21 protein-coding genes and 1 tRNA gene are annotated in these 21,958 nt (G+C 65.9%); 13 read left to right on the top strand and 9 right to left on the bottom strand.

Going from position 1 to position 21,958, the window contains the following annotated elements; all coding sequences use genetic code 11:
* Nucleotides 1–114: 114 nt before the first annotated feature.
* A complete protein-coding gene (locus ACR42D_RS03835; protein WP_484568435.1) occupies nt 115–804 on the bottom strand; it encodes a phosphoadenosine phosphosulfate reductase family protein in 690 nt (229 codons plus the stop codon).
* A gap of 54 nt (nt 805–858) precedes the next feature.
* Between ACR42D_RS03835 and ACR42D_RS03830 the strand changes: the two genes are divergently transcribed.
* From ACR42D_RS03830 to ACR42D_RS03805, 6 genes are all read left to right on the top strand, one after another.
* Nucleotides 859–1,290, top strand: a complete 432-nt coding sequence (locus ACR42D_RS03830) for a pyridoxamine 5'-phosphate oxidase family protein (RefSeq protein ID WP_484565542.1) — start codon at nt 859–861, stop codon at nt 1,288–1,290.
* 52 nt (nt 1,291–1,342) lie between these two features.
* Nucleotides 1,343–1,419: transfer RNA gene (locus tag ACR42D_RS03825), tRNA-Arg, on the top strand.
* Nucleotides 1,420–1,536: 117 nt separating this feature from the next.
* Nucleotides 1,537–2,520 (top strand): 2-hydroxyacid dehydrogenase, encoded by a 984-nt coding sequence (locus ACR42D_RS03820; RefSeq protein ID WP_484565541.1) that lies wholly within the window; start codon nt 1,537–1,539, stop codon nt 2,518–2,520.
* Nucleotides 2,521–2,532: 12 nt separating this feature from the next.
* The gene (locus ACR42D_RS03815; RefSeq protein ID WP_484565540.1) at nt 2,533–3,876 is read left to right on the top strand and encodes a glycerate kinase type-2 family protein; all 1,344 of its coding nucleotides are present in this window, start codon (nt 2,533–2,535) and stop codon (nt 3,874–3,876) included.
* A 44-nt stretch (nt 3,877–3,920) separates the two neighbouring features.
* Complete coding sequence (locus ACR42D_RS03810) at nt 3,921–4,553, top strand: phosphatase PAP2 family protein (RefSeq protein ID WP_484565539.1); 633 nt, start codon at nt 3,921–3,923, stop codon at nt 4,551–4,553.
* 61 nt (nt 4,554–4,614) lie between these two features.
* The gene (locus ACR42D_RS03805) at nt 4,615–4,863 is read left to right on the top strand and encodes a hypothetical protein (RefSeq protein WP_484565538.1); all 249 of its coding nucleotides are present in this window, start codon (nt 4,615–4,617) and stop codon (nt 4,861–4,863) included.
* Between the two features lie 87 nt (nt 4,864–4,950).
* On the opposite strand, the gene ACR42D_RS03800 is transcribed toward ACR42D_RS03805, so the two are convergent.
* The 6 genes from ACR42D_RS03800 to ACR42D_RS03775 all read right to left on the bottom strand — a co-directional run bounded on the left by ACR42D_RS03800 (nt 4,951) and on the right by ACR42D_RS03775 (nt 10,976).
* Nucleotides 4,951–6,699 (bottom strand): M14/M99 family metallopeptidase, encoded by a 1,749-nt coding sequence (locus ACR42D_RS03800; RefSeq protein WP_484565537.1) that lies wholly within the window; start codon nt 6,697–6,699, stop codon nt 4,951–4,953.
* Entirely contained in the window at nt 6,650–7,360 is a 711-nt protein-coding gene (locus ACR42D_RS03795) for a hypothetical protein (RefSeq protein ID WP_484565536.1), read from the bottom strand. The genes ACR42D_RS03800 and ACR42D_RS03795 overlap by 50 nt, the downstream gene beginning before the upstream one ends.
* Nucleotides 7,357–8,616: a L,D-transpeptidase family protein gene (locus tag ACR42D_RS03790; protein WP_484565535.1), complete on the bottom strand. Its 1,260-nt coding sequence runs from the start codon at nt 8,614–8,616 to the stop codon at nt 7,357–7,359. The genes ACR42D_RS03795 and ACR42D_RS03790 overlap by 4 nt, the downstream gene beginning before the upstream one ends.
* 59 nt (nt 8,617–8,675) lie before the next feature.
* Complete coding sequence (gene pyrE, locus ACR42D_RS03785; RefSeq protein WP_484565534.1) at nt 8,676–9,233, bottom strand: orotate phosphoribosyltransferase; 558 nt, start codon at nt 9,231–9,233, stop codon at nt 8,676–8,678.
* Between the two features lies 1 nt (nt 9,234).
* Entirely contained in the window at nt 9,235–10,533 is a 1,299-nt protein-coding gene (gene purB / locus ACR42D_RS03780) for an adenylosuccinate lyase (protein WP_484565533.1), read from the bottom strand.
* Between the two features lie 125 nt (nt 10,534–10,658).
* Entirely contained in the window at nt 10,659–10,976 is a 318-nt protein-coding gene (locus ACR42D_RS03775) for an FmdB family zinc ribbon protein (RefSeq protein WP_484565532.1), read from the bottom strand.
* A gap of 426 nt (nt 10,977–11,402) precedes the next feature.
* On the opposite strand from ACR42D_RS03775, the gene ACR42D_RS03770 reads away from it, so the two are divergent.
* The gene (locus ACR42D_RS03770) at nt 11,403–11,906 is read left to right on the top strand and encodes a hypothetical protein (RefSeq protein WP_484565531.1); all 504 of its coding nucleotides are present in this window, start codon (nt 11,403–11,405) and stop codon (nt 11,904–11,906) included.
* Nucleotides 11,907–11,977: 71 nt separating this feature from the next.
* On the opposite strand, the gene ACR42D_RS03765 is transcribed toward ACR42D_RS03770, so the two are convergent.
* Entirely contained in the window at nt 11,978–12,220 is a 243-nt protein-coding gene (locus ACR42D_RS03765) for a hypothetical protein (RefSeq protein WP_484565530.1), read from the bottom strand.
* Between the two features lie 161 nt (nt 12,221–12,381).
* A complete protein-coding gene (locus tag ACR42D_RS03760) occupies nt 12,382–12,990 on the bottom strand; it encodes a hypothetical protein (protein WP_484565529.1) in 609 nt (202 codons plus the stop codon).
* Nucleotides 12,991–13,163: 173 nt separating this feature from the next.
* On the opposite strand from ACR42D_RS03760, the gene ACR42D_RS03755 reads away from it, so the two are divergent.
* The 6 genes from ACR42D_RS03755 (at nt 13,164) to ACR42D_RS03730 (ending at nt 21,951) form a co-directional block, all read left to right on the top strand.
* Nucleotides 13,164–13,436 (top strand): acylphosphatase, encoded by a 273-nt coding sequence (locus tag ACR42D_RS03755; protein ID WP_484565528.1) that lies wholly within the window; start codon nt 13,164–13,166, stop codon nt 13,434–13,436.
* A gap of 114 nt (nt 13,437–13,550) precedes the next feature.
* Nucleotides 13,551–14,966, top strand: a complete 1,416-nt coding sequence (locus ACR42D_RS03750) for a HAMP domain-containing sensor histidine kinase (protein ID WP_484565527.1) — start codon at nt 13,551–13,553, stop codon at nt 14,964–14,966.
* A gap of 11 nt (nt 14,967–14,977) precedes the next feature.
* The gene (locus tag ACR42D_RS03745; RefSeq protein WP_484565526.1) at nt 14,978–16,366 is read left to right on the top strand and encodes a sigma-54-dependent transcriptional regulator; all 1,389 of its coding nucleotides are present in this window, start codon (nt 14,978–14,980) and stop codon (nt 16,364–16,366) included.
* A gap of 303 nt (nt 16,367–16,669) precedes the next feature.
* Entirely contained in the window at nt 16,670–19,066 is a 2,397-nt protein-coding gene (locus tag ACR42D_RS03740; RefSeq protein ID WP_484565525.1) for an autotransporter family protein, read from the top strand.
* 314 nt (nt 19,067–19,380) lie between these two features.
* The gene (locus tag ACR42D_RS03735) at nt 19,381–20,334 is read left to right on the top strand and encodes a chemotaxis protein (RefSeq protein ID WP_484565524.1); all 954 of its coding nucleotides are present in this window, start codon (nt 19,381–19,383) and stop codon (nt 20,332–20,334) included.
* Between the two features lie 27 nt (nt 20,335–20,361).
* Nucleotides 20,362–21,951, top strand: coding sequence for a DUF885 family protein (locus ACR42D_RS03730; RefSeq protein WP_484565523.1), 1,590 nt, complete (start codon nt 20,362–20,364; stop codon nt 21,949–21,951).
* The last annotated feature ends 7 nt before the right edge of the window (nt 21,952–21,958 follow it).

Raw genomic sequence — 21,958 nt, 5'->3', positions numbered from 1 at the left:
GAATGACGTTTTTGAAAAAATAGGCACCAAAGAAGTCCGGAATTTTGTGAATAAAAGAACAAGACCCGCTTGGCGGGGCCTCCGGGGTGGTCCTTGTTTGGACAATTTTGGGGATTAAAAGTATCCGAGTCCGGTTAAAGCGGACATGATCAATTCTTTATCCCGGGAGCGGCCGGACCGCTCGCCCCCCTGCCCGTCCGGAAGGGTCGTGCAGGGTTGGCAGCCCAGGGAGCGGTAGCCCCGGTCGTAGAGCTCGCAATGGGGCAGGCCGAAACGGGCGTGGAAGGCCCAGATGTCGGTCTCGGTCCAGTCGAGCAGCGGGTTGATCAGGGTGTGGTCCGGGTCGCTCCGGGGTTCGAATTCGAGCCGCCCGGCGCGGTCCGGGTGCTCGTCCCGGCGGATGCCGGTCAGCAGGTGTGTGGTCCGGGTGTCGCGCACCGCCTTTTTCAACGGTTCGACCTTGAGTTCGCGGCAGCATGCGAGCGGGTCGGCGGCCAGGGGATAGCCGTCAAGCGGCACCTCGGGCCGGGCCACGAGCAGGTCCACGTTCCATTCGGCGGCCATGCGGTCGCGGAAGGCCAGGGCCTCCGGGAACTTGCACCCGGTGTCCAGGGAGATGGCGCGCACCGGCCCGGCCCCGGCGTGCTCCACCAGCAGCTTCCAGACGAACAGGGCCACGGTGGAGTCCTTGCCCCCGGTCCAGGCCACGCGCACGCGCTCCGGACCGCCTCCGGCCAGGGCCTGTTCCAGCAGTTCGGACAGCAGGGCTTCGGTGTGCAGGATTTTATCTTCGAGTGTCGGCATCATGCTCTATTCATTATAATGGCGGACAGCATGAAGTTGCCGTAGAGCAACTTCATGAGCAAGGAAAAACTACGTCTGATCGACGACCTCATCACCCGCGAAGAAAAGTGCGTGCTGGCCACTTCGGACGGTATCCGTCCGCACTGCGCCCTCATGTACTTCTTCGCGGACCACGCGGCCATGAAATTCTACCTTTTCGCCCCCGGCTCCTCGCAGACATGCCGGAACATCCGGGAGCACCCCCACATCTCCCTGCTGATAGACCGGAGGGAGGAAGGAGTGGCCCTGAGCATCCAGGGGGTCTATTCGCCCATCAAAAAACGGCAGACCGCCGAGGCCATCACCAAGCTCTTCCTGATGAAATTCCCGCAGATGGCCGATCTGGCGGGCCATCCCGACGCCCTGCTCATCCGGGTCAACGGCGTCGAGGCGCGCCTGGCCACGGGGCTTGAGGACATTTTCACCACTAAACTGAAAAATTCCTAAAAAAATCCCTTGACGGGAGCCACGCTTGGGCATAGACATTCACTTCGTTTGCGCGCCCGTGGCTCAGCTGGATAGAGCATTCGGCTACGAACCGAAAGATCGCACGTTCGAATCGTGCCGGGCGCACCACGATAGCAAAGCCCCCTTCAGGCCCTGCCTGCAAGGGGGTTTTTCGTTGTTGCCGTTCCCCCATTGACTCCTCGGCCAATGGACCGCATCCTTAGGGGGAACACCAAGGAGGCGACAATGAACCTACCCAAAGTATACGTCACCCGGCAGATCCCCAAACAGGGACTCGACCTGCTCCGCCAGGCGGCCGAGGTGGAAGTCAACCCGAACGACGCTCCCGTGCCCCGCGAGGAGCTGCTCGAAATCATCAAGGACTGCCAGGGCGTCATCGGCCTGCTGACCGAGAGGATCGACGCCGAATTCTTCGACGCGGCCCCGAACCTCAAGGGGTACGCCAACTACGCCGTGGGCTTCGACAACATCGACGTGCCCGAGGCCACCCGGCGCAGGCTGCCCGTGACCAACACCCCGGACGTGCTGACCAACGCCACGGCCGAGTGCGCCTGGTCCCTGCTCTTCAGCGTGGCCCGCCGCGTGGTCGAGTCGGACGCGGTCATGCGCTCGGGCGCCTGGTCCGGCTGGGGCCCCATGCAGTTCATCGGCGGCGACGTGACCGGCAAGACGCTGGGCATCGTCGGCGCGGGCCGCATCGGCACGGCCATGGCCCGCATGAGCCGGGGCTTCGACATGCCGGTCCTGTACACCAGCTCATCGGGCCGCCGCAACGAGACCCTGGACAAGGAGCTCAACGCACGCCTGGTCTCCTTCGAGGAGTTGCTGGAGGAGTCGGATTTCATCTCCCTGCACACCCCGCTGACCCCCGGCACCCGGCACCTGTTCGACGCCGAGGCGTTCAAGCGCATGAAGAGGACCGCCTACATCGTCAACACGGCGCGCGGCCCGGTCATCGACGAGCAGGCCCTGCTCGATGCCCTCAAGTCCGGCGAGATCGCGGGCGCCGGGCTCGACGTGTACGAGAACGAGCCCGCCCTGACCCCGGGCCTGGCAGAGCTCGACAACGTGGTCCTGCTGCCGCACATCGGCTCGGGCACGGAGTCCGCGCGCACGGACATGTCCCTGATGGCCGCCCGCAACATGCTGGCCATGCTCAAGGGCCACAGGCCCGAGACCTGCCTCAACCCCGAAATCTACGACGACTAGCCCCGAGGGAACATGACCGCATACGCCGAGAAAAAGGCCCGCCTGCTGCGCATCGTCGACGGTGCGCTCCAGGCCGTGGCCCCGGACCCCGCCCTGAGGGCGGCCGTGAAACGAGACGGGAACGTCCTGGCCGTGGACGGCCGGGAGTATGATCTGAACGACTACGACCGGGTGCTCCTGCTCGGCGCGGGCAAGGCCTCGGCGGCCATGGCCGCGACCCTGGAGGACATCCTGGGCGACCGGCTGCACAGCGGGCTGGTGGCCACCAAGTACGGCCACGGCCTGGCCCTGGCCCGGACCGAGGTCATGGAATCCGGCCACCCGGTGCCCGACAAGGCCGGGGTGCGCGCCGCCGACGCCCTGCTTGAGCGTGCGGCGGACGCCGGGGAGCGGGACCTGGTCCTCTTCCTCCTGTCCGGCGGAGCCAGCGCCCTGGTGCCCTCCCCGCTCGGCGCGGTCACCCTGGCCGACAAGCAGGAGGCCACCCGCAGGCTGCTCGAATGCGGCGCGGCCATCGGCGAGATCAACGCCATCCGCAAGCACCTGTCCCGGTTCAAGGGCGGGCATCTGGCCGAGACCCTGGCCCCGGCCACGGTGGCCACCCTGATCATCTCGGACGTGGTCGGCGACCGGCTGGACGTCATCGGCTCCGGGCCCACCGCGCCCGACGACTCCACCTTCCCGGACTGCCAGGCCATCCTGGACAAGTACCGGCTGTGCCACCGCATGCCGGACAGCGTGGTCCGGGCCGTGGCCGACGGCTGCGCGGGACGGGCCCCGGAGACGCGCAAGGCAGGCGACCCGTGCTTCGGGCGGGTGCGCAACACCATCGTGGCGGGCAACGCCATGGCCGTTCACGGCGCGGCCTCGGCCGCACGCGACCTGGGCTACACCCCGGTGGTGGTGGACCTGGCCATGGAGGGCGAGGCCCGCGACCAGGCCGCGCGGCTCATCCGGCTGGCCGGTAAGTACAGCCTGGGCGGGGGCGAGTCCCGGCCGCCCGTCTGCCTCCTGGCCGGGGGCGAGACCACGGTGACCATCAAGGGCAACGGCAAGGGCGGCCGCAACCAGGAATGGGCCCTGGCCGCCGCCCTGGAGATGTCCGCCCTGGGGGACGCCGGGGAGCGGATTTCGGCCATGAGCCTGGGCACGGACGGCACGGACGGCCCCACGGACGCGGCCGGGGGCATGGCCTTCCCGGACACGGCCTGCGGCGAACGGTCAGAGGCCGCCGGGCGCGCTCTGGTCGACAACGACGCCTACCACTTCCTGGACGGCGCGGGCACCCTGCTCAAGACCGGCCCCACACGGACCAACGTCATGGACGTAGCCGCCGTGCTGGTGGACCCGGCCTGACCGGGAGCCCCTGCCGCCCGCCGGAACAAACGAGGAGACGAACCATGCGCACCACCCTGATCCGCACCGGATGGGCCGCCCTGGCCGTGGCGACGCTCATCGCGGCCTGCTACCTGTACGTGGACCGGCCCGTGGCCGAGGCGGCCCTGACCCTGCGTGGCACGGCCTGGCACGCTGCGGCCAAGGCCCTGTCCCAGACGGCCAACCACCTGTTCTTCAACGTCATGGTGGCCGCCGGGCTGATCGTCGGGGCCGTGGACGGTCTGACAAACGGGCTGACGGAGCGCTCGCGCGGCCTGCTCTATCTGTGCCTGTCCGTGGCCTGCGCCATGCTGATCGGCGACGTGTTCAAGGAGTTCTTCGGCCGAGCCCGGCCGCCGCTGCTCTTCAACAAGGGCGTGTACGGCTTCTTCCCCATGGCCGGGGGCGGCATGTACTCCTCCTTCCCCTCGGGGCACACCCTGCGCATCTTCTCGTCCATGACCGCCCTGTGGCTGCTCCTGCCCCGGTTGCGCATGCCCGCCTTCGCCCTGGCCGCGGCCGTGGGCGCAAGCCGCGTGCTCGCCCTGCGGCACTACCCGTCGGACGTGCTCTTCGGCGCGTTCATCGGCGTGACCGTCGCTCTGTGGGGCTGGCGGCTGCTCCACCCAAAAACGGCCCGTGCGCAGGGCAACTAGCCCGCATTCAGCCGGAATAAAATGATTTTATTGATCCAACAACCATGGTAACCACCTGTCCATGAAGTGCCCCGTCTGCGGCGCGGAAGTCCGCCCGCAAACACCCCGATGCCGCCGCTGCGGCCGCCTGCTGGCCCGGCCCGACGACGCCCTCAAACGGACCCTGCCCCTGTCCCCGCGCCTGGCCGTGACCTGCGGAACCGCGCTGGTCGCCGCCGGGGGGTTGCTGCTCCTGTACGGGGCTCCGGTGTTCGCAGCCGTGCTTCTCTGTCTGGGATTGCCCCTGGCCCTGGTCGGCCTGCTCATGTAAACGCGCCGTGCGCCGCACGCGACAAGCCCCCGCCCGGACGTATCCGGACGGGGGCTTGTCGCATGCCTGGCGGCGCGGACCGGGCCTTTACCGGCTGGCCAGGCCGCCGGCGGTGAAGGTCATGGTCCCGATGTCCCCGAAGGTGGTCGCCTGGCGCACGGTCAGCTTGAGCGGAGAGCCGTAGTCCACCTTGAAGGACTGCCCCTCGTTGAGCGGCCTGTCCCCGGCCGTGGCCACCAGCTTGTCGTCCGGGCCGTTGCTCCAGGCGGACTCGAACACGTACTCGCCCTCGGGCAGACGGTAGCTGCCGCCCGCGTTCCAAGGAATGAGCAGGTTCTGGCCGTGCTTGTCGCCCAGCCGCAGGGCCAGGACCGTGCGCGGCCGGATGTCCACGTAAAAGCTCGCCTCGGGCGCGCCGGGCGTCTCGCGGACCACCTTGAACCGTGTGGAGCCGGGCTGGTCGGATCTCAGCGCGTAGCGGGACAGAAAGTTGTCCGGGTCCAGGATGATCTCCCAGCCCAGGTCCTGGCCGTTGTTGGCCCAGGGAATGGCCACGAACCCCTTGAGATTGATGACTTCCTTGAGATCGCTGCCCCACAGGCCCTCGAGGATGAGCTGGTCGCCGAGCACCGCGTTCAGGGTCTCGCCGTCGCGCACGAAGACCGGATTGCCGTTGAGCCAGCAGACAAACACCGGGGTGTCGTCGCCCGGCGCGTTGGGCAGCTTGCCGGACCAGCGAACCTTGGTCTCGGCCACCTTGCTGCCGTCCGAGCGCAGCTCCAGTTCCGAGAACGGCTCCAGGACCATGCGCCGGGCGTTGATCAGGTTCACGCCGGGCCTGTCCGAGGCGAACAGGGCCAGCTCCGGAGAAAATTCGCTCGGGCCCGAGGACACGGACTTGACCGCCAGGGTCGTGCCCGGGACCAGATTGATGACCCCGTCGCTGCCGAGCGTGCGGCCGTTGACCGTGACCTTGATCCCGGTGCGGGCGTAGGCCCGGACGTCCTCGTCCGTGAACTCGGGCGGAGTGACCTCCACGCCGAGACGGTGCAGGAGCATGCGCGTGGCGGTCAGCTGCTGGCGGACCTTCCAGTCGATCTGGCGGATGGACTTGGAGACCTCCACGGCCATGGCCGGGATGTTGTGCTCGGCCAGGGCGTAGCAGGTCAGGGACTTGCGCATCTCGGGATAGCTGGTCCCCTGGTCGAAGGTCCGGGTATTGAACAGCCGGAACTTGTAGTCGCTCATGCCGATGTGATCGTTGAGCTCGTCCAGGACCGGGTTCACGGTCCGGGCCAGGTCGATCTGGTTGTAGACCAGGGTGTCCACGATGATGGACTGTCCGTACCGCTTGGGGTTGCGCAGGTTGTCCACGTAGGTCGGATTGTAGAACCCGCTGCCCTCATGCAGATGGATGAAGGCGTCCGCCTGGTTGAGCAAAAAACGGATGACCCGGGCCACGCGGTCCTCGTAGAACCTGTTGTAGTTCTGGTCGAAGCGCCGGTTCATGTCCACGTTGATCTGGCGCTTGCACAGATTGATGGACGGCACGTTGGCGCGCGGCAGGACGATCAGGTTGCCGCGCAGGACCTTGCCCTTGGACAGCAGCTGGGCCGTGATGTAGCCCGCGGACTCGTCGCCCTGGATGCCGCCCTGGACCATGACCGTGGGGCCGGGCTGTCGGCCCTGCAGGTAGACCACCCGGAGCGGATATTGGGTGCCCGCGAAAAAGGAATGCTCCCACGACCCGGCAAGGGCGGGGGAAGCCGCGGCGAGCAGGATCAGGCTAAGAAGCCAGAATGTGATAGAAGGGATACGTCTCGGCAAAAATGACATCGCCATCCTTTCCCTTGATTTCAAGACGCAGCCCGAAGAGGTCCTTGCGCTCCATGCCCTCGGGCAGGAGGAAGGTGGTCCGGATGCGCTTGAAACGTTGAATCTGGAACGACAGGTCGTCCTTGTTGGTCTCGGCGTCCTCGGCCTGCCCGCCCTTGGTCAGGTAGATGAAGTCCGCCTGCCCGGCCATGGATTTGGCCGCCTGCAGGTTGTTCAGTTCGAAGGAGACGGTCAGCTTGCGCCCGGTCAGCTTGGCCTGCATGTTCTCCACGCCCACCTGGCGGGTGTCGGTGCGGGTGAATATCTTGTTCAGGTTGATCTCTTCGCTCGGCGCGGGCTGCTGCTCGACCTCGGTCGTGGCCGCGGACAGCAGGGACTGCAACTCGGCCGGGTCGTAGGACTCGAGGATCTTCTCCATGTTGCCCAGCCGCTCCAGGCGGACCTCGGCGTCCACCAGCCGCTGTTCCAGCGCCTTTTTCTCGGAGTGGAGGGCGGCGTTGACGCGGAAGCCGCGCACGCCCATGTAGATGCCGCCTGCGGCGCAGAGCAGGAGGAAGACCTGGCTGAAGACGAACATCTTCAACCAGAACGGGCTGAGGCGATACCGGCTCACGTCCCGGTCGTCGCGCATGAAGAGCACGCTGTATTTTGAATCGCTCATCTCATCCGTCTCCACTGCTCACTGTCGATTTTCCAGGTGTCGCCCTCGGGCACCAGAATCAGGGTTTTGCGGCCCCGGTCCGAGTAGCCGCTGGCGTCGGCGAACTCCTGGTCAAAGGCCACCTTGAGCCCCATGGGATGCAAAGCGACTTTCAGATCATCAACCTCCAGCCTAACAGGAGGCTTCTCCTCCCACAATGTCTTTTTATATTCGGCTATGCGCGCCGCACCCTTGCGGCCGCCCTGATCCGCGTCGGATTCGTAAAACTTCTTGTAGGCCTCGGCGTCCCCGGCGAGCCAGGCCGCGCGCCACTGCTCGACCATCGCCCTGGCCTCGCCCACCTTGGAGGCCAGATACTTGGCGTCCAGCTGTTCCGAAGCCGGAACGTACTCGCGCCCGGCGATGCGCCACGCGCCCTTGTCGTCCCGCACCCAGTAGAACCGCTTGCCCGTGGTCGAGGCCATGCCCTTGGTGCGGTAGTACTGGTCGAACCAGGTCACCCAGTAGCCGGGGCCGGGCACGGCCCGGACATTGTCGACCATGACCTGTATCCAGGGCTGGGAGGCGAAGATGTTGCGCTTGTGCTCCTCGAACCCCTCGAAATCCAGTCCCTCGGACAGCTCCAGCAGGGGGCCGTCATAGTAGGAGAAAAACTTGTCGTCCTTGGCGCCCCAGTCGCGTGCCCACGCTTCAAGGGTCTTGGCCAGGGTCAGGGCCGTGACCTCGCTCTCGCCCGGCTCGGCCGACCAGTTGACGTCGTCGGCGATGACCACCGGCGTGCCGTAGGAGGCCTCCAGGGCCACGTCCTTCATGTCCGGGACCTTGAGGGCCACGCAGCCCAGCGTGTCGCGCGGCAGGAAGGTCTTGCCCCGGCCGTGCAGCCAGATGCCGGACCCGGTCTTGCCCTTGATGCGGTCGATGGGGTTGGGATAGTTCAGGGAGTAGGCGATGTTGCCGTACAGCCCCCAGTCCAGCTTGCGGTTGATGCGGTGGCCGACGAAGTAGACGCCCTCGGGGGTGCGCATGTCGCCTTCCACGGCCTTGTCGCCCGTGGACTGGCCCGTGGTGCAGGGGAAGCGGCGCACCTCGTGCAGCGGAGACTGCTGTTCGAGGACGATCAGTTCCTGGGCTTCCTTGTCCACGGCGATGATCCGCTTCGGCCCGTAGGTATGGGAGGAGAGCAACGGCGTCCAGCCCCCGGCCAGGGCCGTGGTCGCGGACAAGATGATTGTCAGGACGATGGATACTACCCGCATATACTCTTACTACCGCTCCTGGTTGCCCCCGAACCGGACCTCGCTTCCCCCGGCGAGTCCTACTTCCCCGCTGCCAGCAGTTCCTGGCGGGTGAAGATGGCGTTGAGCTCGAGCCCCGCCTCCTTCAACCGCTCCCGGCCGCCCTCTTCGCGGTCCAGAACGGCCAGGACGCCGACGATCTCGAGCCCGGCGTCGCGCACCCGCTCGGCCGCCGTGATCAGCGTGCCGCCGGTGGTGCAGACGTCCTCCAGCAGAACGACCTTGTCGCCCTGTTGGAAGTTGGCCAGCCCTTCGAGATACTGGTTGGTGCCGTGACCCTTGGATTTCTTGCGGATGATGAAACCGGGCAGAGGGCGTTCCTCCAGAAAGGAGACCACGGTCACCGAGGTGACCAGCGGGTCCGCCCCCAGGGTCATGCCGCCCACGCCCTGCACGTCGTAGTCCTTGAGCATCTCGACGAACAGGCGCCCGATGAGGTAGCCGCCCTCGGCGTTCAGCGCCGTCTGCTTGCAGTCGAAATAATAGTCGCTCTTCTTCCCCGACGTCAGCGTGAAGTCGCCCTCCTTGTAGGAGAGCTTGAGCAGCAGTTTGGCCAGCCTGGATTTGAGTTCCGTCATCCTAGTTCCCCTCGAAAACGCGGTCGAAAACCACGTCCTCATACCGTTTGTAATACGAAGGGTCAAAAGCTTCGTCAAGATCGTTAGCAGCGAGATGCTTGTTTACTTCCGGGTCGTTACGGACCTCGTCCTCGAACTGGACGCGGTTTTCCCAGCAGCGCATGGCCACCTTCTGGACCATTTCGTACGCCTCCTGGCGCTTGAGCCCGGTGTTGATGAGCTTGTTCAGGACCCGCTGCGAGTAGAAGAGACCGAACGAACTCAGCAGGTTGCGCTCAATGACGTCCTCCTTGACCACCAGCCGGTCGAGCACGCCCGCCATGCGGTGGAGCATGTAGTCGACCAGGGCGGTGGAGTCCGGCATGATGACCCGCTCCACCGAGGAGTGGGAGATGTCGCGCTCGTGCCACAGGGCCTGGTTCTCCATGGACGCCACCGCGTTGCCCCGGATGACCCGGGACAGGCCGCAGAGGTTCTCGGCGGAGATGGGGTTCTTCTTGTGGGGCATGGCCGAGGAGCCCTTCTGGCCCTTGGTGAAGCCCTCCTCCACCTCGGAGACCTCGGTGCGCTGCAAATGCCGCAGCTCCAGGCCGAGGCGCTCGATGCCCCCGGCCAGCATGGCCAGGGCGGTGAAATACTGCGCGTAGCGGTCGCGCTGGACGATCTGGGTGGAGTGCGGGTCCGGCGTCAGGCCCAGGAAGGCGCAGGTGCGCTCTTCCAGCTCCGGGCCGGAGTGGGCGAAGGTGCCCACCGCGCCGGACAGCTTGCCCACGCGGATGTTCTCCAGGGCGGCGGCGAAGCGTTCCTTGTGCCGGACGAACTCGGCGTAGAACCCGGTGAACTTCAGGCCGTAGGTGGTCGGCTCGGCGTGGATGCCGTGGGTCCGTCCCATGCACAACAGCCCCTTGTGCTTGAAGGCCAGCCCCTTGAGGACCTCGAGCAGGCGGTCGATGCCTTCGGCGATGATCCCCCCGGCGCGGGTCAGGAGCAGGCCGTTGGCCGTGTCCACGATGTCCGAGGAGGTGCAGCCCAGGTGGATGTAGCGGGAGCTAGGCCCGACCTTCTCCTCCACCGCGGACAGAAAGGCGATGACGTCGTGCTTGGTGGTCTCCTCGATCTCGAGGATGCGGTCCACGTCGAAGTCCGCCTTTTCGAGGATCTCGTCGCAGGCCTCACGCGGGACCTCGCCCATTTCGGTCCAGGCCCGGACCACCGCCAGTTCCACTTCCAGCCAGACCCGGAACTTGTTCTCCAGGGTCCACAACGCCCGCATCTCGGGACGGGAATACCGTTCAAGCATCGTCTTGTTCTCTCCGTTTTAGGGGTGTTCGGCCGCGCGAACGGCATACTATGGCAACGGTGCCGTAAAAACTCAAGGGCGCGAACCCATAAAAAAAGGCAGCGGGTGCTGCCTTTGGCGCGTGTCTAGGACGCGGACCCCGCGCTGGACGTGTCCGCCTTGGCGGGACAGGTCGAGGCTGGGGCCGATTCCGGCTTGGCCGGTGTCGAGGAACCGGCATCGCCGGCGGGCGTCTGCGCCTCGCCGGGCTTGTTCCCGGCACTCTTTCCGCCGTAGCCGTCGGCGTACCAGCCGCCTCCCTTCAGATGGAAGGAGGAGTGGGAAATAAGTTTCTTGGATTCCCCACCGCACTCGGGGCAGGGAAACTCGTGATCCTGAAAATCGGACTGCCACTCCTCGAAAATGGCGTGGCAGGATTGGCATTGATACTCGTAGATGGGCATGACGTAACGTTTTCCTTCGAGGGCAAAGGCGAATGTTCTCGGCGCCTCATGCGGGGCGCGGCTGAAACCCGGAGCCGCACGGATGGCGGCCCGGTGACGCGATGCGCCGCCGCAAACGCGGCGCACGCGAACGACTGGCTCTAGGCCTTGGCGGCCTTGGCTTCCTTGATGCGGGCCTTGATGGCCTTCTGACGGCGTTGACGCTTGCGGTCCAGTTCCTTCTTGCGTTCGTGCTTCTTGTGGCGTGCCATGATTGTCTCCTTAGATATTTCGGCCCGGTAAGGGCATTTCTTTCTTGCGAGCCGCACTTCATATAACAACTGCATCCCCTTTGTCTACCCCTGTCGCGCCCGATTTCCCCTTGACTCCAAACGGTATGATGTCCATATTCCCGACTCCAAGCTCAAATTCCAAAGGATTGGTGCAATGATCAGAAGCGTCAGCGTGAAGAATGCGATCAAGGATGCCATCGAAATCTTCCAGTTCGACCAGTGGCTCCGTTTTTACTTCGTGGTCCAGAAGGACGACAAGCTGTGGATCGAGATTCCGGAGGACAAGCTGAAGAAGATCGAGGACGACTTCCCCGGCCTGTTCCAGTTCGCGGACATGGTCAACAACGCGGAGGTCGACTACAAGCGCTCCCAGGACAACGTCTGCACCTTCGTGGCCGCCCGCCTGGACGGCCAGAAGTACGAGGCCTCGGTCCTGCCCCAGGTCTTTGACGACGCTAAGTTCAAGGTCGAGATGTACCTGTTCAACGTCTGGCTGAAGATGCACGAGCCCCACCTGGACGAGGCGTTCATGGAGTTCGGCGAATGGCTGGAGATGTTCGAGGGCTGGAACACCCTGGACGAGGTCAAGGAGTACCGCACCAAGCTTATCGAGAGCGGCATGGACCCGCAGGTCCCCACCTGCGACACCGCCCAGTAGCCCGCCCACGGCGCGCAAAAAGCCCCCGGAACCGATCGGTTCCGGGGGCTTTTTGCGTGGCCCGGCGCAGGCTACTTCTTCCTGGGCGGCCGCCTGTCCGGCTCCCGCTCCACGCCGGTGACCTTGCCGCCCTTGCCCTTGATGACGACCGTGCCCGGCTTGTTCGTGCCCCGGTCCTCACGCCTGCCGTTCCTGTTTCGGTCATCCTGTTTGGAGGCCACGAGCAAAGGGTCCGGCGGGAAGCGGACATCCGCGGCCCAGGCCGGTGAGAGCATCAAGAGAGTGACGACTGCCGTCAGGATAATCTTCTTCACTCGGGCCTCCTACCCCGTACGGAGCAAAGCGCGTGCCGCCAGGAATCGACAATAATTCCGGCCGACCGCCCCGGTCCGCGCGGATCGTGCGCACGAAAAAGTGCGCACCGGGAACCATCCGTTCCCGTTTTGCCCGATGGTATCCGGCCCGTCTGGGCGCGTCAACGCTCGGCGGCGAGCCGCAGCCTCTCGTCCAGGTAGACCGAGAGCACGGCCTTGTCCACGGCCTGGCGCGTCTCGCGGTCGGCCGGGTCCACGAAGGCCGTGAAGGTCAGCATGCCCTTGCGGGTGTAGACGATGTAGGCCAGGCTGAGCACCCTCTCGCCGTTGCCCGCCACCTCGGTCTCGATGCGCAGGGTCTTCTTGTCCCGGAAATAGGTGGCGTCCTTGAAGACCGTCACCGGCTCGCCGGGCAGCCGGACCTCCTCGCGGATGGCCCGGGCCAGGGAGCGGACCAGAAAGCTGTTGAAGTTGGAGATGTCGGCGGCCCGCATGGTCCGGCCGGGCTTGGCCTCCACCAGGAGGCTGCACGTCCGGCCGCCTGCCGGGTGGACGTAGCCCGCCCGCCAGTTCGGGGCCATGCCCCGCACGGGCAAGGCGCAGCAGGGCCGCTCCAGGGTGTGCAGGGCGTCCGGCGGGGCCTCGGTCCAGCTCTTGGGCAGCCAGATGGTGTAGCCCAGATCGGCATTGTAATAGGGCAGCGACGCCCAGGCCGGGGCCGAAAAGACGATCATCGCCAAAAAAGCGACAATGAAAAACAACACGCGCATGGGGAATCCTCGCTTCACGGATGCAAAGCGCTCAGAGCAGGACGACACCGTACACCAGACGGCCCTGCCAGGCAACCGCAAAGGGACCCATTTTCTTTGCCCGCACCCTTTTCACCTTGCCGGTTTTACCGTATATTATCGATAAAGCGGAAACACGAAATCGGAGGTTAACCATGCTGAGCTACACATGCGTCGTCGAAGGAAAGGTCACGGGCGGCAACTTCCAGTCCTGGGTTCAGAGCGCCGCGCAGCAGCTCGGCCTGACCGGCTGGGTGCGCAACATCGCCGACCACAAGGCCGAGATTCTGCTTCAGGGAGATGTGGACAAGTTCGCCGTCTTCCGCGAACGCCTTAAGGCCGAGGCTCCCATCGTGGACCGGGGCGGCATATCCTGCAATTCCATCGAATACGACAAGGTCTATGACGCCTTTGAAATCCGGGGCTGATCCCACCGTCCCGGACCCACCGGCCTGCCCGCCGCGCCCTGGGCGTGACGGGCGGGTTTTTTTCGGCCTTGCCGCGGTTTGCCCCGCCTCCGAGAATGCAGTAGGATTCGCGCCATGCCCGAGGCCCGCCACCTGACCATCGCCGCCAAGCTGACCATCTGGGCCTGCGCCCTGATCGCGGTCTTTTTCGCCACCTCGGCCTACCTCTTCCAGCAGGTCCGCAAGGACGCGGAGATCGCCGGGCTCATGGTCACCGAAAACCACGACCTGGACTCGGCCATCCAGCGCATGCTCGAGCGCCTCTACAACGTGCAGAACAACATCCGCCGCTACCGCATCCTGGGCGGCGACCAGGCCGCCGTGGGATTCATCGTCGAGGATCTGACCCGGTTCGGCGAGATCCTGAACAAGACCATCGAGAAACACCCCCGCTACGCGGCCGAGTGGAAGGAGCTGACCTCGGAATACGAGATCACCCTGGACCCGGCCAACACCCCGGGCGAGAACCTGACCCCGGACGACACGGTCAGCGACTGGACCGACATCCTGGAGCAGTCCCTGCTGGACAACCAGGCCGACACCGAGGCGCGCCTGACGAGCCTGCGCGACGCAGGCCGCCACGCGGCGAACGTGGGCATGTACGGCCTGGCCTTCTGCCTGGTCGTGGGCGTGGGCGGCAGCCTGCTGCTGGCCTGGACGCTGAACCGCTCGCTGGGCGAGGTGCGCCGGGGCATCCGCGAACTGGGCACCGGGGCCACGCCCCGCGACGTGCGCATCCTGTCGCACGACGAACTGGGCGAGCTGGCCCTGGCCTTCAACGCCATGGCCGCCCGGCTGCGGCGCGAGGAACGCATGCGCGCCGACTTCATCGCCATGCTCTCCCACGAGATCCGCACCCCGCTGACCTCGGTGCGCGAGGCCGTGGACCTCATCGGGTCCGGGACCTTCGGCGCGGTCAACGAAAGGCAGAAGCGGTTCCTGGACATCGCCGAAAAGGAATCCGAACGGTTGTCCGACCTGCTCTCCCGGCTGCTGTCCGTGTCGCGCATGGAGAGCCGGGAACTGGAACTGAACACGCAGCGCGCGGACGCGGCCGGGCTGGTGGAAGCGGCTCTGGAGCGGCTCGCGCCCACGGCCAGGGGAGCCGGCGTGACCCTCGAGGCCGAGGTCGAGCCCGGTTTGACCGTGACCGCCGACCCCGCGCACATCAGCCAGGTGCTGACCAACCTGCTGGGCAACGCGGTCAAGTTCTCGGGCCAGGGCGGCACGGTCCGGGTCAGCGCCCTGCGCAGCGGCGACGAGGCGCTCTTTTGCGTCCGCGACAACGGGCCGGGCATCCCGGAGGGCGAGCGCGAGCGCATCTTCCTCAAGTACTACCGCGAGCCCGGCGTGCGGGACTCCATCGACGGGGCCGGGCTGGGCCTGGCCATCTCCCGGCGCATCGTCCTGGCCCATGCGGGGCGCATCTGGGTCGAGAGCGAACCGGGCCAAGGCTCCACCTTCTGTTTCACCCTGCCCGCAACCGCTTGAAGAGGACAATCATGAGCAAACCGGACATCCCGACCATCCTGGTGGTCGACGACGACGAGAGCATCCTGGAGGTGCTCGAGGCGCGCCTGCTCTCGGCGGGCTTGAGCCCGCTTTTGGCCGACCGCGCCGAGACCGCCCTGGAGATGCTGGCCGACGAACCCGTGGACCTGATCATCTCGGATGTGAAGATGCCCGGCATGGGCGGCCGGGGGCTGCTCAAGGAGGTCATGGAGAACTGGCCGCACGTCCCGATCATCATGCTCACGGCCCACGGGACCATCCCGGACGCCGTGGGCTCCATCCAGGACGGGGCCGCCGACTATCTGACCAAGCCGTTCGACGGCAAGGAGCTGGTCCGCCGGGTCCGCGCCCGCCTCGAATCGCGCGGCGAAACCGCCGGTCCCGCAAGCTCCCCCGCTCCGAAGTCCGCCGCGAAACCGGCTCCCCGAAACAGACCGGCCGAGCGCGGCCTGCTCGGCGGTCTGGCCCCGGCCATGGCCCGTTTCCTGGAACGGCTGGACCGGGTGGCCAAATCCACGGCCACGGTCCTGCTCTTCGGCGAGTCGGGCACGGGCAAGGAGATGGCCGCGCGCATCCTGCACGAGGGCAGCCCGCGCGCCGACGGCCCGTTCGTGGTCGTGGACTGCGGCTCCACCCAGCCGACCCTGCTCGAGAGTGAACTGTTCGGCCACGTCAAGGGGTCCTTCACCCACGCGGTCAAGGACAAGAAGGGGCTCATCGAGGAGGCGGACGGCGGCACCCTGTTCCTGGACGAGATCGGCAACATCTCGCCGGACATGCAGGCCCGGCTGCTGCGCTTCCTGCAGGAGGGGACCATCCGCCGGGTGGGCGACAACCATGAGCGGTCCGTGTCCTGCCGGGTGGTGGCCGCCACCAACGCGGACCTGCCGAAGATGGTCGCGGACGGCGCGTTCCGCGAGGACCTCTACTACCGCCTCAAGGTGGTCACCCTGACCATCCCGCCCCTGCGCGAGCGGCGCGAGGACATCCCGGCCCTGGCCGAAGGGCTCCTGGCAAGGCTCTGCGCCCGCCAGCAGCGGCCCCGCGCCGAACTCTCGGCACAGGCCATGCGCCTGCTCGAATCCCACCCCTGGCCGGGCAACGTCCGGGAACTGGAAAACGCGCTCGAAGCGGCCCTGGTCTTCTGTAGCGGGGACGTCATCGAACCCGATGACCTGCAGCTGGAGCCGCCGCCCGCCCATTCCCCGGTCGCTTCCGGCACCAGCCTGTCCCTGGAGGACAACGAGCGGGAGACCATCGTCCGCGCCTTGGAGGCGGCGGGCGGGGTCAAGAAGGACGCCGCCGACCGCCTGGGCATCAGCCGCCGGGCCATCCATTACAAGATCAAAAAGTACGGCATCGGTTCCGGGGAGTCATAACCCCGGCCCCGGTCGGCCGTGACGGTCCCCCCCGCCGCTACGCCGCCGCCTTTTCATAAAATTCCCATCCATTATAGACAGTCACATCCATTCCGGGTATGTTCGCTCCGGTATAAAACAGTTGTTTGACGCGACGAATCCGCAAACTTGCCTGCATGGGCAATCCATTGATGATTTGCTCTCTGCGGCTCCTGTGACACCCAGAACTCCGCGCCCTTTGCACCGAGACACGATACCATGCCCCCTGCCAAAACCAAGACGTTCCCGGTACCCGAATCAACACGCCGACTATGTGTCCTGGCCATGTTCATTGTCCTTTTCCTCTCCCCGCCCGCCATTGCCAATGCGGAAAACTACGACTTCACGGATGGCAATACTTGGATAATCGACGGCAACGGCACCATCACCAACACGGGGACCCTGAAGGGCACCTGGACTCTGAGTCCAACCCCTTACGGCGGCGGGAATCTGTATCAGGAAGGAGGCGTCCATGTGGATGGCGCGGCGGGAATCACCAACCTGGGTACCATCGACCTGTCCGGCTCCATCCCAAGCGGCAGTCATATGCTCTTCGCCATGCGCTATGAGGGAACGGCGGACATGGTGTCCATGATTAACCGGGGAAGCATCTCGGGCGTGACCACCGGCTCGATGACCTTAAGAGGGCTATTCAACTTGGGCGACCAGAATTACACGGTCAATTCGGGCCGCATCACATTGACCGCTTATGATGCCGATTACGCCGTGGGGATACACGTGGTGGACCTTTCCGGCGAAAGATCGACCCTGATCAACTCCGGGACAGTGACCTGCATCGCTTATAGCGGCTATACAGAGGGAATCAATTCCTATCACAATCTCGACACATACAATTCCGGGAGAATTACAAGCATAACCTATGGCGGAGGTTTTGCATTGGGAGTCCTGTCCTCTGGATCCGCGACATACCTCAACACCGTACACAACACCGGCACCATAGAAGCCATGACATACGGTACAGGGCTGGCGCAGGGCGCTTACATTTCGCAGAACGCCGAGTTCCACAACGCCTCCCTGTTGTCGGCCATGGCCTACGGGTCGGGGGATGCCCAGGCCGCATTCATGAAATCAGGTACATTCCTCTACAACACCGGCACCATAAAGGCCGCGGCGCAAGGCGGCGGCACGGCCTATGCCGTCTACGCCGAGGGTGGCGACCTCCACCTCCAGACCGGCACGCGGATTCTCGGAGGCCAAGTATACGGCACCGCCGGCAGCCCCGACCTTTTCCTTGACGGGCAAGGCACCGTCGACTTTGACGTCACCGGCACCTGGGACACGCTGAGCAAAACCGACTCCGGCACCTGGACCGTCTCCAACCCCATCACCGCCACCATAGGCACCCTGAACGTCACCGGCGGCGAGCTCGACCTGGTCGGGGGGATCGCCAACCCCGTCACGGATATCAACCTTTCTTCAGGGGCCATCCTGTCGCTGCCTACCTCCAGCGGGCTGACCGCCACCGGCACGGCCGCCCTTGACGGCACGCTGTATATAGACGCCTCGGCGGCGAACCTGGGGACCACGACCACGGTCCTGACCGCCGGGACCCTGACCACCGGAGCGGACTACACCGCCACCGGCATCAACCCGGACTTCACCCTGAACGTGAACACCAATCCCGGAGCGGGCACGGTCACGGCCACCACCACGTTCACCCCGGCGGACGACAACGCCGCCCTGGGGGCCACCGCGACCCTGGCCTCGGCCCGGGCCTTCGCGGACGTGGCCGGTACGCGCGGGCTGACTCTGCTGGCCGAGGCCGAGGGCGACGGGCAATTCCTGGTCGCCTCCAACGGGCCCACGTCCGGGCTGTTCGACAGCCGCAGCGATGAAAAACCCTGGTCCGTCTACCTACAGCCGGTTGTCACCGCCCTCTCCCGCGTCAGGGACGGTCGCACGGCCGGTTATGACGCCATGTTGACCGGGTTCGAGGGCGGGGTGGACCGCGTTTTCGGCGACAACCTGGTGCTCGGGGCCATGGCCGGGTACGGCACGGTGGACCTGTCCTTCACGGACAATCCCTACGGCACCGGCGACGACGAGGACCAGTACCTGTATACCCTCGGCGTGTACGGCGGCTACCGCATGGGCGACTGGAAATTTACCGACATCCTGACCGCCACCTATACCGACCACGACTCCCGCCGTGCGGCGGGCCTGGGCCAGACCGCCGAGGCGGACTACGATTCCTGGCTGGTCTCCAACCAGTTCCTGGCCGTGTACGACTGGCGTCCGGTCGAGCATTGGACCATCGCTCCCCGGGCCGGATTGAACCTGTCCTGGCTCTACCGCGGCGGTTTCGAGGAAAGCGGGGCCGTCAACGCGGTCGCCTACGACGCCCTGAACGAGGTCATCACCGAGGCCGTGCTGGGCATGCGCGCCACCCACGACGCCTTCGACGTGCAAGGCGTGGACCTCACGCCCTACGTCGGCGCCGGACTGGTCCACACGCTGTCCGGCGCGGACTTCACCGTGCGTCAGCGGCTGGCGAGCGCCTCGGCCGACGTGACCACGGAGACCGGCGAAAACAGACTGACCGCCGAAACGGGCATGACCCTGACCAAGGGTGATATGGCCTTCACCCTGGGCTACGCCGGGGCCTACGACGAATATCTGAACAAGCACTCCTTCTCCGGCACCCTGCGGTGGACCTTCTAGGACGCCCCGGACACGCTCCTTCGGCGTCCGCTAGGCCGCCTGAACCCGATTGCTGCATCCGCTTGCCGTTCGCGGGCCGTCCGTCTCCAACGCTTCATCTCGTTGAACGATCAGAGTCGGGAATCCCCGGCCGCGCGCATGGGCAGCGATGCCGGACCCTTCGCCACAAGATCAAAAAGTACGGTATAGGCGGCGAATAGCGGAATATCCGCCGAATATTGGCCTGTGTCCGGGGTTGCGCCCGGCAAACCGCTTGTATATGTTCATGGTCACGCAACCGCCGGGCCCGCAGCGGCCCCTGGAGAAACCTGTTCATGAGCGAAACCAAGATCCTGCTGGAGTCGGGCACCAACGAGCTCGAGATCGTCGAATTCTATCTCGACGAATCGCGCGCGGGCGGCGGCTACCGGGGTTACTACGGCATCAACGTGGCCAAGGTGCTGGAGATCATCCAGATGCCCGAGCTGACCGAGATGCCCGAAGCGGCCCACCCGTCCGTGCTCGGGGCCTTCAACCTGCGCAACGAGATCATTCCGCTCATCGACCTGGCCGGGTGGCTGCGCAAGAGCCGCTCGGAGACCGAACCGCCCAAGGTCATCGTCACCGAATTCAACCGGACCAAGAGCGCCTTCCTGGTCTCGGGCGTGACCCGCATCCACCGCATCGGCTGGCAGGAGGTGGAGGCCCCGACCAACTACGTCTCCTCCCTGACGGTCAACTCCATCACCGGCGTGGTCAAGATATCCGGCAGGATCACCTTCATCCTGGACATGGAGAAGATCTGCATGGACCTGAACCCCGGCGGCGAGCCGGACCTGGAGGCCACGGAAACGGTCCGCGAGGTCATCGCCCAGAGGAAGTACCGGGTGCTCCTGGCCGACGACTCGACCATGGCCCGCAACATGATCGCCAACATCCTGACCTCGGCCGGATTCAAGGTCCACACCGAGGAGAACGGCGAGCAGGCCCTGCAATACCTGCTGGGAATCAAGAGACTGGCCAAGTCCGAGGGACGGCCCCTGGCGGACTACGTCAACCTGGTGGTCTCGGACGTGGAGATGCCCTCCATGGACGGCCACACCCTGACCCGGCGGATCAAGGACGATACAGACCTGCGCCACCTGCCGGTCATCCTCTGCTCCTCCATCATCACCGAAACCCTGCACCACAAAGGCATCGCCGTGGGCGCCGACGCCCAGGTCTCCAAGGCCGAACTGGGCGAACTCGCGCCCAGGGCCCTGAAACTGCTCGAAGAGCAGGCCGTCTAGGTCCGAAAGCCAAAGGCAAAGAACCCCATGAAATCCTCCGTTGCCAAGAAGTTCTTCGCCTATCTGGCCAAGCACTATCCGGTGATGTGCGCCTCGGGCGCCTTCCCGCTCATGCCCCCCGTGACCGACGCCTCCAAATGGCTGGACCGTCTCGACGACCTGTCCGGACGGTCCATCGAACGGCACGTGGCCGCGCTGGCCACCTTCCGCAAGAATTTCCTGGCCGAGGCGGACAAGGCCTCGGACCCGGCCGACAAGGCGCGGGCCCAGGCCCTGGCCATGAGCGCGGGCGGGGTCATCGCCGAACTGGAAGGCAACCGCGCCTGGGAGCACGCCCCGGAACTCTACCTGCAGGTGGCCTTCACCGGCCTGGAGCAGGCCGTGGACCTGCCCGCCAAGAACGACCGGGCGAGGCAGAAGCGGTTCATCAGCCGACTCAAGGCCGTGCCCGCCATGCTGACCCACGCCACCGAGAACATCGAGGCCGCCAGCACGGCCAGCCGGTCCACCTCCCAGACCATGATCCGCGACTGCGCCCGGTACCTGACCGAGCTGGGCGGACAGGAACTGGGCAAGGCGGGCAAGGCGCCCCGCTTCCTGGCCGACGCCCTGGCGGCCCTGCGCGAATACGACCGCTTCGTCACCTCCAGGCCCGAAATCCCGGACCCGGACGGCCCCTCCTTCCGCTACACCGCCGAGCACGTGCTGGGCACGGACCGCTCCGTGGAAGAACTGCGCGACCTGGCCGAGGCAGAGTTCGACGCCCGGCTGGCCTCCCTGAACCGTCTTGAAGCCGAGATCGGCGGCGGCACCTGGCGCGAATTGTACGAGGGCTACGAGGGCCCGTCCGCCGACGGGTTGGCTCCCCTGGACCTGATCATCCGCGAAATCCACCGGCTGCGCGCCTTTGTCCAGGAAGGCCCCCTGGCCGGCGTGTTCGCCGACTCCGGCCTGCGCATCGACCCGCAGCCCCGGCACCTGGCCTCCACCCTGCGGCCCATCCACCACGACCCCGTGCTCGGGGCCTGGGAGAACGAGCCGTCGCGCTGCTACGTCAGCCCGCACATCTTTTCCGGCAACCGGTTCCGCGACACCCCGGCCCACCTGGCGCGCATGCGCCGTGAATTTCCCTTCCTGGCCGCGGCCCAGACCTACCCCGGCCGCCACCTGCTCGACTCCCAGCGCCGGGCCCTGGGCGACCCGTGCCTCTGCCAGGTGACCAACCCCGTATTCACGGCGGGCTGGCTGGCCTTTGCCGAACACCTGCTGGACGAGCTGGAATACCTGGAGACCGACCTGGACCGGCTGGTGCTGCATGTGCGCGGACTCAGGCGGGCGGCCCTGGCGCGCATCGACACCGAGCTGGCCGTGGGCGGACTGGACCAGGACCACTGCCTGGACATCCTGGACTGCGCCGGATTCACCCGCGAGGAGGCCTTGTGCGAAGTCAGGCTCATCCGCACGGCACCCGGCCACCGGACCATGCCCGTGCTCGGCCTGCACGAACTGACCGAACTGCGCCGCAAGTGGCGGCTCGACCTGCCGCTCTTCTGCAAGGCGCTGTTCGCCGAGGGGCAGCTGCCGCTGTCCGCCATCGCCCGACGCCCGGTGCGCTGAATCCGTT

Source organism: Pseudodesulfovibrio sp. lm2024 (assembly GCF_051175575.1).
Taxonomy (GTDB): Bacteria; Desulfobacterota; Desulfovibrionia; order Desulfovibrionales; family Desulfovibrionaceae; genus Pseudodesulfovibrio; species Pseudodesulfovibrio caledoniensis.
Note: the sequence above shows the minus strand (reverse complement) of the source record. Positions and strands in the feature narration are given on the sequence as shown.